General features: G+C 71.7%; 15 protein-coding genes. 5 read left to right on the top strand and 10 right to left on the bottom strand.

The window, feature by feature from the left end; translation table 11 throughout:
* The first annotated feature begins 58 nt into the window (after nt 1-58).
* Both ACZ7DE_RS22085 and ACZ7DE_RS22080 read left to right on the top strand, forming a co-directional pair.
* Entirely contained in the window at nt 59-571 is a 513-nt protein-coding gene (locus ACZ7DE_RS22085) for a DinB family protein (protein WP_470763717.1), read from the top strand.
* Nucleotides 572-683: 112 nt separating this feature from the next.
* The gene (locus ACZ7DE_RS22080) at nt 684-1151 is read left to right on the top strand and encodes a hypothetical protein (protein ID WP_470763715.1); all 468 of its coding nucleotides are present in this window, start codon (nt 684-686) and stop codon (nt 1149-1151) included.
* Nucleotides 1152-1307: 156 nt separating this feature from the next.
* On the opposite strand, the gene ACZ7DE_RS22075 is transcribed toward ACZ7DE_RS22080, so the two are convergent.
* From ACZ7DE_RS22075 to ACZ7DE_RS22045, 7 genes are all read right to left on the bottom strand, one after another.
* Nucleotides 1308-1796 carry a hypothetical protein gene (locus ACZ7DE_RS22075; protein ID WP_470763713.1) on the bottom strand — a complete coding sequence of 163 codons (489 nt, stop codon included), beginning with the start codon at nt 1794-1796 and terminating at the stop codon, nt 1308-1310.
* Between the two features lie 124 nt (nt 1797-1920).
* Complete coding sequence (gene ung / locus ACZ7DE_RS22070) at nt 1921-2604, bottom strand: uracil-DNA glycosylase (RefSeq protein ID WP_470763711.1); 684 nt, start codon at nt 2602-2604, stop codon at nt 1921-1923.
* 90 nt (nt 2605-2694) lie between these two features.
* Nucleotides 2695-4278 carry an ABC transporter substrate-binding protein gene (locus ACZ7DE_RS22065; RefSeq protein WP_470763709.1) on the bottom strand — a complete coding sequence of 528 codons (1584 nt, stop codon included), beginning with the start codon at nt 4276-4278 and terminating at the stop codon, nt 2695-2697.
* 236 nt (nt 4279-4514) lie between these two features.
* On the bottom strand, nt 4515-5276 hold the full coding sequence (locus ACZ7DE_RS22060) for an SDR family oxidoreductase (protein ID WP_470763707.1): 762 nt from the start codon (nt 5274-5276) through the stop codon (nt 4515-4517).
* A gap of 31 nt (nt 5277-5307) precedes the next feature.
* Nucleotides 5308-6069, bottom strand: a complete 762-nt coding sequence (gene fabG, locus ACZ7DE_RS22055; RefSeq protein ID WP_470763705.1) for a 3-oxoacyl-ACP reductase FabG — start codon at nt 6067-6069, stop codon at nt 5308-5310.
* A gap of 150 nt (nt 6070-6219) precedes the next feature.
* Nucleotides 6220-6636: a DUF3037 domain-containing protein gene (locus tag ACZ7DE_RS22050; protein ID WP_470763703.1), complete on the bottom strand. Its 417-nt coding sequence runs from the start codon at nt 6634-6636 to the stop codon at nt 6220-6222.
* A complete protein-coding gene (locus ACZ7DE_RS22045; RefSeq protein WP_470763701.1) occupies nt 6633-7388 on the bottom strand; it encodes a HipA family kinase in 756 nt (251 codons plus the stop codon). Before ACZ7DE_RS22045 ends, ACZ7DE_RS22050 begins: the two co-directional genes overlap by 4 nt.
* A gap of 191 nt (nt 7389-7579) precedes the next feature.
* Between ACZ7DE_RS22045 and ACZ7DE_RS22040 the strand changes: the two genes are divergently transcribed.
* Nucleotides 7580-8083, top strand: coding sequence for a Rieske (2Fe-2S) protein (locus ACZ7DE_RS22040; protein ID WP_470763699.1), 504 nt, complete (start codon nt 7580-7582; stop codon nt 8081-8083).
* On the opposite strand, the gene ACZ7DE_RS22035 is transcribed toward ACZ7DE_RS22040, so the two are convergent.
* The gene (locus ACZ7DE_RS22035) at nt 8070-8732 is read right to left on the bottom strand and encodes a cysteine hydrolase family protein (RefSeq protein ID WP_470763697.1); all 663 of its coding nucleotides are present in this window, start codon (nt 8730-8732) and stop codon (nt 8070-8072) included. The genes ACZ7DE_RS22040 and ACZ7DE_RS22035 overlap by 14 nt on opposite strands.
* 134 nt (nt 8733-8866) lie before the next feature.
* On the opposite strand from ACZ7DE_RS22035, the gene ACZ7DE_RS22030 reads away from it, so the two are divergent.
* On the top strand, nt 8867-9334 hold the full coding sequence (locus tag ACZ7DE_RS22030) for a pyridoxamine 5'-phosphate oxidase family protein (RefSeq protein ID WP_470763695.1): 468 nt from the start codon (nt 8867-8869) through the stop codon (nt 9332-9334).
* A 16-nt stretch (nt 9335-9350) separates the two neighbouring features.
* Here ACZ7DE_RS22030 and ACZ7DE_RS22025 read toward each other — a convergent pair whose 3' ends face one another.
* Nucleotides 9351-10265, bottom strand: a complete 915-nt coding sequence (locus ACZ7DE_RS22025; RefSeq protein WP_470763693.1) for a LysR family transcriptional regulator — start codon at nt 10263-10265, stop codon at nt 9351-9353.
* A 74-nt stretch (nt 10266-10339) separates the two neighbouring features.
* Here ACZ7DE_RS22025 and ACZ7DE_RS22020 point away from each other — a divergent pair, with 74 nt between their 5' ends.
* The gene (locus ACZ7DE_RS22020) at nt 10340-11281 is read left to right on the top strand and encodes a DMT family transporter (RefSeq protein ID WP_470763691.1); all 942 of its coding nucleotides are present in this window, start codon (nt 10340-10342) and stop codon (nt 11279-11281) included.
* Nucleotides 11282-11312: 31 nt separating this feature from the next.
* On the opposite strand, the gene ACZ7DE_RS22015 is transcribed toward ACZ7DE_RS22020, so the two are convergent.
* Nucleotides 11313-12644 (bottom strand): aminotransferase class I/II-fold pyridoxal phosphate-dependent enzyme, encoded by a 1332-nt coding sequence (locus tag ACZ7DE_RS22015; RefSeq protein ID WP_470763689.1) that lies wholly within the window; start codon nt 12642-12644, stop codon nt 11313-11315.
* Nucleotides 12645-12662: the final 18 nt, after the last annotated feature.

Here is a 12662-nt window from a genome sequence, read left to right as displayed (position 1 = left end):
TGGTGAGCGGGGGGAAAACACGTGGTGCGCGGGGGTGGCCAGGAGTCACCATGCGGACATGACGACGCCGCGCAGCGCACCCGCCCAGAACGCCGACGAACGCACCATGCTGGAAGGCTGGCTGGACTACCACCGGCAGACCCTGGCGCTGAAGTGCGAGGGTCTCACCGACGCCCAGCTCCGCACGGCCTCGGCGCCGCCGTCCGAGCTGTCCCTGATGGGCCTGGTGCGGCACATGGCGGACGTGGAGCGCAGCTGGTTCCGCAGGGTGCTCGTGGGAGACGGCGCACCGCCGATCCACTACGGCGACGAGGACCCGGACGGCGAGTTCCACCTCACCGAACAGGACACCTGGGCACAGGCTCGGGCCACCTGGCAGGCCGAGATCGAGGTCGCCCGGCGGAATGCCGCGGACTTCGCCCTGGACGACCTCTCGCGGGGCCTGAGCCGATTCACCGACGAGCCGTTCAGCCTGCGCTGGATCTACACCCACATGATCGAGGAGTACGCCCGTCACAACGGCCACGCCGACCTGATCCGCGAGCGGATCGACGGTTCCACCGGGGAGTGACGTCAGCGCGGACGCACGCACGCCCTCCTTGAGAGGTACGAGATCACCCGTACGGGGCAACCTCCGCCGGTGCGCTGTTGCGCGGGCGGCCACAACCACCAGAGTGGCGCGGGTGCATCGAACGACGACTACCGCGACGCTCCTGGTCACCGTGGCCCTCTCGGCCCTGTCCGGCTGCGTGACCGTCCAGCGTCCGCCCGCGCCCGGTCCAGCCGCGGGACCGGTCCAGCCGTCCGTGCCGTCGCCGGACGGGCGGGCCGGGACGCAGATCGTGGAGGCGCCGGCCCGGGAGGCGCTGGAGATGGCGGAGCCGTCCCGGAAGGCGCAACCGTCGGGGCCGGCGCGGCGGCGGGCGGCTGAGGCGCCGTCGGCCGTTCCGCAGCAGCCGCCCCGGTCCGGTCCGCCCGCCCGGCCGCCCCACCCGCAGCCGCGGCGGTACACACCGCCGCACGTGGACATCTCGGACGTGGAGGGGGAGATCCGCAGGCACGCCGATGTGTGCGCGCTGGGCAGGAAGTACGGCGGATGGCAGGGGGACAGCCCGGAGGCGGAGATCTGCGAGCGGGCGTACAGGAGGTGAGGCGCACTTCACCGTCACGGAGCCACCGGCTCGCCGCTCCCGGCACGCCGGCCCTATGAGCCCCAACCATCCCGGTCTCGTGCGTCTGACCGGTCCAGGTCTGCTGAAGCCCATGCTTCCCAGCGGCGCGCCGGGCCGCGCCGACAGCCACCGGTCTCATCGATCCGACGTCCACTCCCCCTCCCCCAGCCGTAGCTCCATCCTGCTGATCGCCGCCCGTACGCCGTCCCCGTAGCTGTCGTCGCCCAGTGCGACGGCCGCCCGGCGTGCCCTGCGGACATGGGTGCGGGCGGCCTCGGCGCGGCCGAGTTTCACGTAGTCCGCCGCCAGGTTGAGGTGCAGGGACGGATAGAGCGCCCGCGCCTCGGCCGACCCGTGGTGTTCCGCCGACCCGTCGTGCTCCTCCGCCGCCGTCAGCGCCCGCAGGTCCCACGCCAGTTCGTCCGCGGGGTCGTCATGGGTGTCGGCCAGGTAGTGGGCGAGGGTGCAGCGGTGCAGCGGGTCGCCGTGCTCGCCGAGCTCCGTCCACAGGTCGAGCAGCCGGCGGCGGGCTTCCTCGCGGTCTCCCCCGTGGTGCAGCATCACGACCTGCCCGATCCGCGTCAGCAGGGAATCCGGCGTCGTCTGCCCCTGTCGCTCCGCCACCTCGGCCCTCCTCGCGTCGATGCGACGACGCTAGCCGCAGGCGGGGGCGATCGCGGTCAGGCGGCACCGGGCCGGCCCCCGCGGGAACCGGCCCGGCGGCAGACCGCACTCGCTCGGGGCCGGCTCAGACCAGGTTCGGGATGGTCCAGTCGATCGGCTCGTGGCCCTGCTGCGCCACCGCCGCGTCGATCTGGGTGAACGGGCGGGAGCCGAAGAACTTCTTGGCCGAGAGCGGCGAGGGGTGCGCGCCCTTGACCACGATGTGCCGGGTCTCGTCGATGAGCGGGAGCTTCTTCTGCGCGTAGTTGCCCCACAGGACGAACACCGCCGGGTCGGGCCGGTCGGCCACCGCGCGGATCACCGCGTCGGTGAACTTCTCCCAGCCCTTGCCCTTGTGCGAGTTCGCCTCTCCGGCGCGGACCGTGAGGACCGCGTTGAGCAGCAGGACTCCCTGCTGCGCCCACGGCATCAGGTAGCCGTTGTCCGGGATCGGCGTGCCCAGTTCCGCGTGCATCTCCTTGTAGATGTTGCGCAGGGACGGCGGGATCTTCACCCCCGGCCGCACCGAGAAGCACAGGCCGTGCCCCTGGCCCTCGCCGTGGTACGGGTCCTGGCCGAGGACGAGCACCTTCACCCGCTCGTACGGCGTCGCGTCGAGCGCGGCGAACACCTCCTCGCGCGGAGGGTAGACGGGGCCCTTCGCCCGCTCCTCCTCGACGAACTCGGTCAGCTCCTTGAAGTAGGGCTGCTGCAGTTCGTCGCCCAGAACCCCGCGCCAGGACTCGGGCAGCATGGCGATGTCGGTCACGTCAACGTCCTCCGATGTGCGGTCGCTTCAGACCACAGAACCTACAGGCGACCACTGACAGTCCGCCCCACGGACCGACCCGCCCGCGGTCTACCAGCTGGTCTTCCGCGACAGCTCCCACACCATCATGATCGTCGACGGGTCCAGCGAGCGCTCGCCGCCCGAGACGTCCACGGACGCGGCGATGTACTGCTTGCCCTGCCACAGCGGCAGCAGCCGTGCGTCGTCGACGAGGATCTGCTGAGCCTCCTCGAACTCCTTAGACACGTTGGCGCGGTCGCTCTCCTCGCGGGAGCGGGGCAGCAGCACCTGCGTGATCTGCTTCTCCGGGTACGGCGTGCCGAGCGCGTTCTGCTCGCCGACGAAGGGGGCGATGAAGTTGTCGGCGTCCGGGAAGTCCGGGGCCCAGCCGCGCCCGAACACCGGGTACTCGCCGTTCTGGTAGCCGATCACGTAGGCGTTCCACGGGCGGCTCTTCAGCGTGACCTTGAACAGGCCCGAGGCCTCCAGCTGGCTCTTGATCTCCTTGAACTCCAGCGCGGTGTCGGAGCCGTACCGGTCGGTGGTGTACCAGAGGGTCAGCGGCACGGGCTCGGTGATGCCGGCGTCGGTGAGGATGTCGCGGGCCTTGGATTTGCTGGGGTCACCGAAGGAGTCGAAGAAGCCGGTGGTGTGGCCGGTCAGCCCGGTCGGGACCATGGAGTACAGGGGGTCCACGGTGTCCTTGTACACCTTGTGGGCGATCGCGGCCCGGTCGACGACCTGGGCGACGGCCCGGCGCACGGCGAGCTTGTTCGACAGCGGGTCCTTGGGGTTGAACACCAGGTAGTTGATGTTGCTGCCGGCGGCCTCGATGAGCTGCAGGCCCTCGTTGGCCGCGCCCTTGCCCTCGAGGTCGACGATGTCGTCGGCGGCGAGACCCTGGTAGGTGATGTCGATGTCCTTGGCGCGCAGGGCCTTGACCATGGCGCCGGAGTCCTGGAAGTAGCGGATGGTCACCGCGTCGTTCTTGCGGTCCGCGAAGCCCTTGTAGTTGTCGTTGCGCACCAGCACGGACTGCTTGCCCTCTTCGTAGGACTGCAGCCGGTAGGGCCCGGAGCCGACGATGCCGTCGTCCTTGCGCAGGGACTTCGCGGGGTAGTCGTCGGGGTCGACGATGGACATGCCGGGGGTGGCGAGCACGAAGGGGAAGGTGGCGTCGGCCTTGTTCAGCCGGAAGAGCACCTCGCGTTCGCCGTTCGCCTCGACGCTGTCCAGGCTGCCGAGCAGCCCGTTGGGGCCGGTGGCCGCGTTGATCGTCCTGATCCGGTCGATCGAGTGCTTCACGGCCTTGGCGTCCAGAGTGTCTCCGTTGGAGAACTTGAGGCCGTCGCGCAGCTCGCACTTGTAGGTGCGGTTCGTGGTGTCCGTGAACTCGCAGGACTCCGCGGCGTCCGGCTGGGGCGTCGTCGCTCCGTTGGGGTAGCTCAGCAACGTCTGGTAGATGTTGCGGAACAGCTCCCAGGAGCCGTCCCAGGCGGCCGCGGGGTCCAGCGTGCTGGGGGCACTGGTGGTGCCCACGACGATGGGTCCGGCGTCGTCGGAGCTTTCCTCTCCCAGGAGGCTGCACCCGGCCACCAGGGATATGGACACGATCGCCGCCATCTGCTGCAAGGATCGGTTCCGGTTGAACACGTGCACGCTCCTCGATCTGCCATGCCAAGGGTTGGCAGACCATACCGCAGCGCCACCCGGCGTGAACCAGCCCCTGTGCAGCGTTCTTGATCACTCTCGGTATGACGACGTTGTCATCCTCGCGCCCGAGGTGCGTTTGTCCCTGGATACGACGAAACGGGCGCCGTTTCCCTCGGGGGAAGCGGCGCCCGTGGACGACGTCACGGCCGGGCTCGAGCGGCTGCGGCCCGCCGGGTTCAGCCCACGCCGGCGTTGAGGAAGATGCCGCCGTCGACGACGAGCGTCTGGCCGGTGATCCAGTCCGACTGCTCCGAGGTCAGGAACGCGGCCGTGCCGCCGATGTCGGAGGGCACCCCGAGCCGGGCCAGCGGGTAGGAGGCGGCCGCCTCCTCCTCGCGGCCCTCGTAGAGGGCCTCGGCGAACTTGGTCTTCACCACGGCCGGGGCGATCGCGTTGACCCGCACGCGCGGCGCGTACTCGTGCGCCAGCTGCAGGGTCAGGTTGATCATCGCGGCCTTGCTGACGCCGTACGCGCCGATGAAGGGCGAGGCCGACAGGCCGGCGACGGAGGCGATGTTGACGATCGCGCCGCCGTTGTCCTTCTGCCAGGCGTGCCAGGTCCGCTGCGCGAAGCCGAGCGCGGAGACCACGTTCGTCTCGAAGACCTTGCGGGCCACGTTCAGGTCGAGGTCGGCGATCGGCCCGAACACCGGGTTGGTGCCGGCGTTGTTGACCAGGAAGTCGACGCGGCCGAAGGCCTCCATCGTGCGCTCGACGGCGGCGGCCTGGTGCTCCTCGTCGTGCGCCTTGCCGGCGACGGCGATGACGCGGTCGGCGCCGAGCTGTTCGACGGCCTCCTTGAGGGCGTCCTCGCCCCGGCCGGTGATGCAGACCCGGTCGCCGCGGGCGACCAGCGCCTCGGCGACGCCGTAGCCGATGCCTCGGCTGGCGCCCGTCACGAGGGCCACCTTGCCGGAGAGTTCGGGCAGTTCAGTCATGTTCGTGATCCCCAGGAGTCGTTGGTGGCGGTCAGTCGAGCGGTCCGCCGGCGACGTACAGCACCTGGCCGGAGACGAAGCCGGCGGCCTCGTTCGTGAAGAAGGCGATCGCGTTCGCGATGTCGTCGGGCTCGCCGACGCGCGCGACCGGGATCTGGGTGGCGGCCGCGGCCTTGAACTCCTCGAAGCCCATGCCGACGCGGGCGGCGGTCGCGGCGGTCATGTCGGTGGCGATGAAGCCGGGGGCGACGGCGTTGGCGGTGACGCCGAACTTGCCGAGCTCGATGGCGAGAGTCTTGGTGAAGCCCTGCAGACCGGCCTTGGCGGCCGAGTAGTTGGCCTGGCCGCGGTTGCCGAGCGCCGAGGAGGACGACAGGTTGACGATCCGCCCGAAGCCGGCGTCGACCATGTGCTTCTGCACGGCCTTGGTCATGAGGAACGAACCGCGCAGGTGCACGCCCAGGACCGTGTCCCAGTCGGAGGCGCTCATCTTGAACAGCAGGTTGTCGCGGAGCACGCCCGCGTTGTTGACGAGGATCGTCGGCGCGCCGAGCTCCTCGACGATCCGGGCGATCGCCGCCTCGACCTGGGCTTCGTCGGAGACGTCGGCGCCGATGGCGACGGCCTTGCCGCCGGCCGCGGTGATCTTCTCGACGGTGTCCTTGCAGGCGGCCTCGTCGAGGTCGACGACGGCGACCGCGCGACCCTCGGCGGCCAGCCGTACGGCGGTGGCGGCCCCGATGCCGCGCGCCCCGCCCGTGACTACGGCGACCCGCTGCTCAGTGGTGGACATTGCTGGTTCTCCTCGCCCTTGAGAATGCCTGGAGCGCCCGGAGGCGCTGGATGCGCCCGACTGGTGAGCGACCGCTTAGTACCTTCGGCAGACGTGACGCTAGAAGCCCTGACACCCGGTGTCAACGCCACACGTCGCCGGTGTGATCCATTACCTCACCAGCAGCCGGAGCAGCCGGTCCGTCTCGGCGGCCGGATCGGCGGTGAGCCCGGTGTGCACGGGGCCCGGCTGGACGATCGTCGAGCGGGGCGCGATCAGCCAGCGGAAACGCCGTCCGGCGTCGTCGCGTGCCGCCTGACCGGCCGACGCGCCGCCCGCGCAGACGCCCTCGACCGCCCGCAGGGCGGCTCGTACCCCGGCCACGTCCGCGTCCGGGTCCAGCGCGAGCAGCTTCGTCTCGTCGAGGTGGGTGCGGGCGCCGACGTAGTCCCGGCCGCGGCAGTACACCAGCACTCCCGCGTTGATGCACTCGCCGCGCTCGACGCGCGGGACGACCCGCAGCAGGGCGTACTCGAAGACGTCCCGGTCGCCGCCCTGCCCCGGCCTGATGATGTGGCGGTCGTTCACTCGGCCCCCTTGATGCGGTCGTGGATGACGGCGGCGCGCGCCAGGAGGGGCGCCGCGTAGGCGCGCCGGAGCGCGTCCGGCGTGTCGAAGCCGGGTTCGTCCGCCAGCCACACGTCGGGGATCTCGGCGGTGACCTCGGCGAGCAGGTCGGCGGTGACCAGCGGGGCCAGTTCCGCCGCCGCGGCCGCGACGTCCGGGCCGAAGGGGGCGAGGACGTGGTCGGAGGCGTCGTAGGGGCGGGCCGCGGAGGTCTCGGCGGTGGGCCAGTTGTGCTGCCAGATCATGGTGGCGCCGTGGTCGACGATCCACAGGTCGCCGCGGTGCACCAGGAGGTTCGGGTTGCGCCAGGACCGGTCGACGTTGTTGACGAGCGCGTCGAACCAGACGATCCGGCCGGCCTCCTCGGAGCCCACCGGGAAGGCGAGCGGGTCGAAGCCGAGGGCTCCGGAGAGGAAGTCCATGCCGAGGTTGGCGCCGCCGCTCGACTTCAGCAACTCCTGCACCTGCTCGTCGGGTTCGCCGAGTCCCAGCAGGACGTCGAGCTCGACGGTCACCAGGCGGGGCACCCGGAAGCCGAGCCTGCGCGCCAGTTCGCCGCAGACGACCTCCGCCACCAGCGTCTTGCGGCCCTGCCCGGCCCCGGTGAACTTCATGACGTACAGGCCGAGGTCGTCGGCCTCGACGAGTCCGGGCAGGGATCCGCCCTCACGCAAGGGGGTGACGTAGCGGGTCGCGGTGACTTCCTTGAGCATCGCCCCAGGTTACTGGGCCTGGCACGATGCGCGGCCGACAGCTTCGCGACAGCTCTGGCTTACGCCGCGCTCATGTCGAACGGGTCAATATCTCGACACTGTCCGAACTTGACGGGGGCGCTGAACAAGCCGCGCCCGCGGCTCGTACCTCACGGCAGATCCAAGCACCCCTCTGGAAGGGAACCCCCAGCATGACCAGCGCATCGATCCAGTCCTCGTCGGGGCCCGCCCGCCGTACCGTCGTGGCAGCCGCCGGAGCCGCGGGGCTCGCCGTCGCGCTGACCGCGTGCGGCGGCTCCGACGACGACGCGTCGAGTTCGTCGTCGTCGGCCGGCGCCGCGGGTTCCACCGGAGGCACGGAGTCCGCGAGCACCGGCGGCACGGGCGGCGGGGACAACGCGGCGGCCGGCGCCGCGCTCACCAAGACGACCGACATCCCCGAGGGCGGCGGCAAGGTCTTCGACTCCGAGAAGGTGGTCGTCACGCAGCCGACCGCGGGCACCTACAAGGCGTTCTCCGCGGTGTGCACGCACGCCGGCTGTGCGGTGAAGTCGATCAGCGACGGCGTGATCAACTGCCCCTGCCACAACAGCAACTTCTCGATCACGGACGGCAGCGTGAAGAGCGGTCCCGCGAAGAAGCCGCTGCCCGAGGTGGCGATCTCCGTCAGCGGCGACTCGATCACCCTGGCCTGACGACCGCTCCCCCGCCGGCGGTTCGCCCGAGGCAGTCCAGCACCTCGTCCGTGGTCGCGACCGTGGCGACCAGCGCGAGGGTGTGGCGGATCATCGCGGAGGTGTAGTCGGCGGGCACCCCGGCGATGGCGTCCGACGGCACGACCACCGTGTAGCCGCGGTTGACGGCGTCGAAGACGGTGTTCGGGATCGCCACGTTGGCAGAGACGCCGGCCACGACCACGGTGCGGCAGCCGAGGTTGCGCAGCAGGGAGTCGACGTCGGTGCCCTGGACCGGGGACAGCCCGTGCAGGCGCCGGACGACGAGGTCCTGCTCGGCGACCTCGATCGGGGGCGCGAGCCGGGTCGCGTCCGTGCCGGGGAGCTGCTGGACGGGGAGCCGTTCGGCCGCGCGGAACAGCCGGGCGTTGCGGTTGGCCCCCCGGCCGTCGGGACGGCGCTCGGCGACGGCGTGCAGGACCTGGACCCGGTTCGCGTGTGCGGCGGCCACCAGCCGGGCGACGTTGGCGAGGGCGCCCGACTCCCTTGCCTCCTGGGCGAGTCGGGGCAGGGCGGCGTGCGGCCCGACGACGCCCTGCTGGCACTCCACCGTCATCACGACGGTGCTCACGGGGTCGAGGACCTCGCCGAGCTCTTCGTACGACGGCATGGCTCCCCCTGACGTCGGTGTGGGGCGGGCGACACTAACGGCCATTGCGCGGAGAAGGAAGAAGACACATCCTTTTCTGACGGGCTTTCAGAAAAGCAGCACAGGACGACACAAGAGAAGAATGAGGGGGCCGGATGACCGTCACTCAGCGTCGGGGCCGGAAGATCATGATGACCCCGGGCGAACTGGACGCGTTCCTCACCGTCCATCGCACCTGCCGGGTCGCGACCGTGTCCGCCGACGGCGCCCCGCACGTCAGCGCCCTGTGGTTCCTCTGGGACGGCACCGCGCTGTGGCTGTACTCGGTCGTGCGCAGCAAGCGCTGGGCGGACCTGCGCCGCGATCCGCGGGTCGCGATCGTGATCGACACGGGTGAGGAGTACGACGCCCTGCGCGGCGTCGAGCTGTCCGGCGTCGTGGAGTTCGTGGGCGAGATCCCGCGCACCGGGGAGCTGTGCGCCGAACTCGACGCGGTGGAGACGCTGTTCGCGCGCAAGAACTTCGGCCTGGACGCGATGCCGCACGACGGCCGGCACGCCTGGGTGCGGTTGAAGCCGGAGAAGGTCGTCTCCTGGGACTTCCGCAAGCTGGGCGGGGTGTGACGCCGCTCGGCCCGCCTCAGGCCGCCGCCTGCCCCACCGCACCGCCCGCCGCCTTGAGCGCCTCGACCGCCGCCCGGATCGACGGGCGGCGGTCGGCGTCCGCCCTCCAGACCACGTACACATGCCGGCGCACCCGCTGCTGCAGCGGGACCGTCACGACCCCGTCGGGCACCGGGTGACGTCCGAGCAGCGGCGCGATGCACACGCCCAGCCCGGCCGCCACCAGACTGAGCTGGGTGTGGGTCTCGGCCGCCCGGTGGCCGACGATCGGCTCGACTCCCCGCGAGCGCAGGGTGAACATCAGCCACTCGTGGCAGAACTCGCCCTGGCCCCAGGTGATCCACTCGTCCTCGGCGAACTCCGCGAGGTCCACCTCGTCCCGGTCGGCGAGGGGGTGCCCGGCCGGCATCGCGACGTCGGCGGGATCGTCGAGGATGGGCGCCTTGACCAGGCCGTCCGGCACCGGCATCGGCTTGTTGTACCAGTCCAGGACGACGGCGAGGTCGAGGTCGCCCCGCACGACGCCGGCGATGCCCTGCTCGGGCTCCAGCTCGGACGAGCGCAGCCGCAGCGCGGGGTGCGCCTTGCGCAGCTCGGCGAGCGCGACGGGAAACAGGCCACGCGCCGCGGTCGGGAACGCCGACAGTCTCAACTCCCCTGCCACCTGGCCGCGTTGAGCCTCCAGATCGGCCTGGGCGAGCTCGACCTGGGACAGGATCCGGGACGCGTGGTCGGCGAGCAGCCGTCCCGCGTCCGTCAGCCGCACCCCCCGTCCGTGCTTGGCGAGGAGCTGCTGGCCGACCTCCCGCTCCAGCTTCGCCATCTGCTGCGAGACGGCCGACGTGGTGATGTGCAGTCCCGTGGCCGCCCCGCTGACCGAACCGTGCCGGGCGAGGGCGTCGAGGGTGCGCAGGCGCTCCAGGTTCAACATGTAAGCAATACTACGAGGTACTGCTCTGAGATTCTCGATTGTGCTACGAGATCGCGTCCAGCATCGTGGACCCCATGACCACGGCGACGACCCCGACCACCCCGACGCGCTCCTCCGTCCAGGCCCCCGCCCGGCCCCGGCGCGCCCTCGACTGGCGTCTGCGCTTCGGCGCGCTGTCGCTGATCTGGGGGTTCAGCTTCCTGCTCATCAAGGTGGGCACCGACGGTTACGCGCCGTTCCAGGTCACCCTCGGCAGGCTGACGTTCGGGACGGCGGTGCTGGCGGTCGCGATGGCCGTCAAGCGCGAGCGGCTTCCACGCGGGGCGCGCACCTGGGCGCATCTGACGGTGGCCGCGTTCCTCCTCAACGCCGTGCCCTTCTCCCTCTTCGCCTACGCGGAACTGACGATCCCGTCCGCCCTGGCCGGCATCTGCAACGCGACCTCACCGCTGTGGGGCATGGCCCTGTCCCTGGTGGCGCTCTCGGAGGACCGGCCGACCCGGTTGCGCGTGGCGGGCCTGGGTCTCGGCTTCCTGGGCGTCCTGACCGTCCTGGGCGCCTGGCAGGGCTTCCACGGGCTGGACGCACGGGGCACGACGCTGGCCCTGCTGGCCTCGCTCAGCTACCCGATCGGATGGATCTACCTCCGCCGCACCCTGGCGACCACGGGCTCCTCGGCCCTGTCGATGACCGGCGCGCAGCTGTTCCTGGCCACCCTCCAACTGGCCGTGGTCACCCCGCTGTTCACCACCCTCCCGACCCGCTTCCCGCTCCTGCCCCTGCTGGCGACGGCCGCCCTGGGCGCCCTCGGCACCGGCCTGGCCCTGCTGATCCAGTACGGCCTGGTCGCCGAGGTCGGTCCGACGACGGCCCAGATGGTCACCTACTTCATCCCGGTCATCGCGACGGCGGCGGGAGTCGCCCTCCTGGACGAGCCGCTGAGCTGGTCGACGCCGGTGGGAGCGGCGATCGTCCTGGCGGGCGCGGCGCTCACCCAGGTGCGCGGCCGGTCCTGAACGCGGGGCCCCGCTCCCGGGGCGGAGTCCCCTAGGCGTACCCGCGGGCGCCGCCCACCCGCACCGCGGACGCGACCGCGTCCGCCAGGGCGTCGATCTCGTCCTGCGCCAGCGTCGACACGGTGATCCGGATCCCGGGCGGAGCCTCGATGCGGAACCGCGCGCCGGGTGCGACCGCCCACCCCGCGTGCAGCAGCCGGGCGACGGCCCCCGTCTCGTCGGGCACCGGGATCCACACGTTCATCCCGCTGCGGCCGTGCGCCTCGACCCCCCGGTCGGCCAGCGCGGCGATCAGCGCGTCACGCCGGCTGCCGTACGCCCGCGCAACCGCCCGCGGGTCCACGGCCTCGTCGGCCCACAGCCGCAGCACGGCCCGCTGGGTGATCCGGCTGACCCAGCCGGGCCCGAGCTGCTGGCGTCCGCGCACCCGGTCGAGGGTGGTCCCGTCCCCCGTCAGCACGGCGAAGCGCAGGTCGGGGCCGTAGGCCTTGGCGGCCGAGCGCACGAAGGCCCAGTGCCGGGTGACGCCCGCGAGAGGGTGCAGCGGCAGGTCGACGATCCGGTTCCCGTGGTCGTCCTCGACGAGCAGGGTCCGCGGATGCTGGCTCAGCACGGCGCGCAGGGCACGTGCGCGTGCGGCGCTCACCGCCGCGCCGGTCGGGTTCTGCGCCCGGTCGGTGACGATCAGGGCGCGCGCCCCGGCCTCCAGCGCACGGCGGACGTCCTGGGGCAGCGGCCCGTCGTCGTCGACGCCGACGGGCGCCGTGCGCAGCCCGAGGGCCGGTACGAGGTCGAGCAGGGAACCCCAGCCGGGATCCTCGACGGCCACGGTGTCGCCCGGCCTGAGATGCGCGGCGAGGACGCGTTCGATCGCGTCCAGCGAACCGGAGGCGACCGCCACCGGTCCGGCCGGGACGCCGTCCGCGTCCAGCTCGGCCCGGGCCAGCCGGGCCAGCTCGGGCTCCACCGACGCGTGCCCGTACAGGACCGGCTCGCGGTCGTTCTGGGCGGCCGCCCACGCGAACGCGGGGGCGAGTGGCGGCAGCAGCGCCGTGTCGGGGTTGCCGGCGGCCGCGTCCCGCACGCCCTCCGGCACCTCGACCCGGATGAACTCGCGGCCGGTCGTGGCGGGCTTGGAGCGGACCCGGCTGCCGCGGCGGCCGTCGGTCTCGATCACTCCCCGCTCACGCAGGGTGCGGTAGGCGGCCGCGACGGTGTTCGGGTTCACTCCCAGCGAGGTTGCCAACTCCCGCATGGGTGGCAGCAGTTGCCCCGGACGCAGCTCACCGGCGCTCACCGCCGCCTCGACGCTCGCGGAAATGTCCGCTGCTCTTCGGCCTTCGATCGGATACTCTCCTAGCACAAAGCCTATTATGCACTA

The organism is Streptomyces sp. NPDC037083, from assembly GCF_055606485.1.
The sequence above is the reverse complement of the archived record's forward strand: the minus strand, read 5'-3'. Positions and strand labels throughout refer to the sequence as shown.

What these genes read in the sequence shown, in the direction of transcription:
- ACZ7DE_RS22085 (WP_470763717.1), top strand. Translation starts at nt 59, where the DNA reads ATGACGACGCCGCGCAGCGCACCCGCCCAGAACGCCGACGAACGCACC.
- ACZ7DE_RS22060 (WP_470763707.1), bottom strand. Translation starts at nt 5,276, where the DNA reads ATGACTGAACTGCCCGAACTCTCCGGCAAGGTGGCCCTCGTGACGGGC.
- fabG (WP_470763705.1), bottom strand. Translation starts at nt 6,069, where the DNA reads ATGTCCACCACTGAGCAGCGGGTCGCCGTAGTCACGGGCGGGGCGCGC.
- ACZ7DE_RS22045 (WP_470763701.1), bottom strand. Translation starts at nt 7,388, where the DNA reads ATGCTCAAGGAAGTCACCGCGACCCGCTACGTCACCCCCTTGCGTGAG.
- ACZ7DE_RS22040 (WP_470763699.1), top strand. Translation starts at nt 7,580, where the DNA reads ATGACCAGCGCATCGATCCAGTCCTCGTCGGGGCCCGCCCGCCGTACC.
- ACZ7DE_RS22035 (WP_470763697.1), bottom strand. Translation starts at nt 8,732, where the DNA reads ATGCCGTCGTACGAAGAGCTCGGCGAGGTCCTCGACCCCGTGAGCACC.
- ACZ7DE_RS22030 (WP_470763695.1), top strand. Translation starts at nt 8,867, where the DNA reads ATGACCGTCACTCAGCGTCGGGGCCGGAAGATCATGATGACCCCGGGC.
- ACZ7DE_RS22025 (WP_470763693.1), bottom strand. Translation starts at nt 10,265, where the DNA reads ATGTTGAACCTGGAGCGCCTGCGCACCCTCGACGCCCTCGCCCGGCAC.
- ACZ7DE_RS22020 (WP_470763691.1), top strand. Translation starts at nt 10,340, where the DNA reads ATGACCACGGCGACGACCCCGACCACCCCGACGCGCTCCTCCGTCCAG.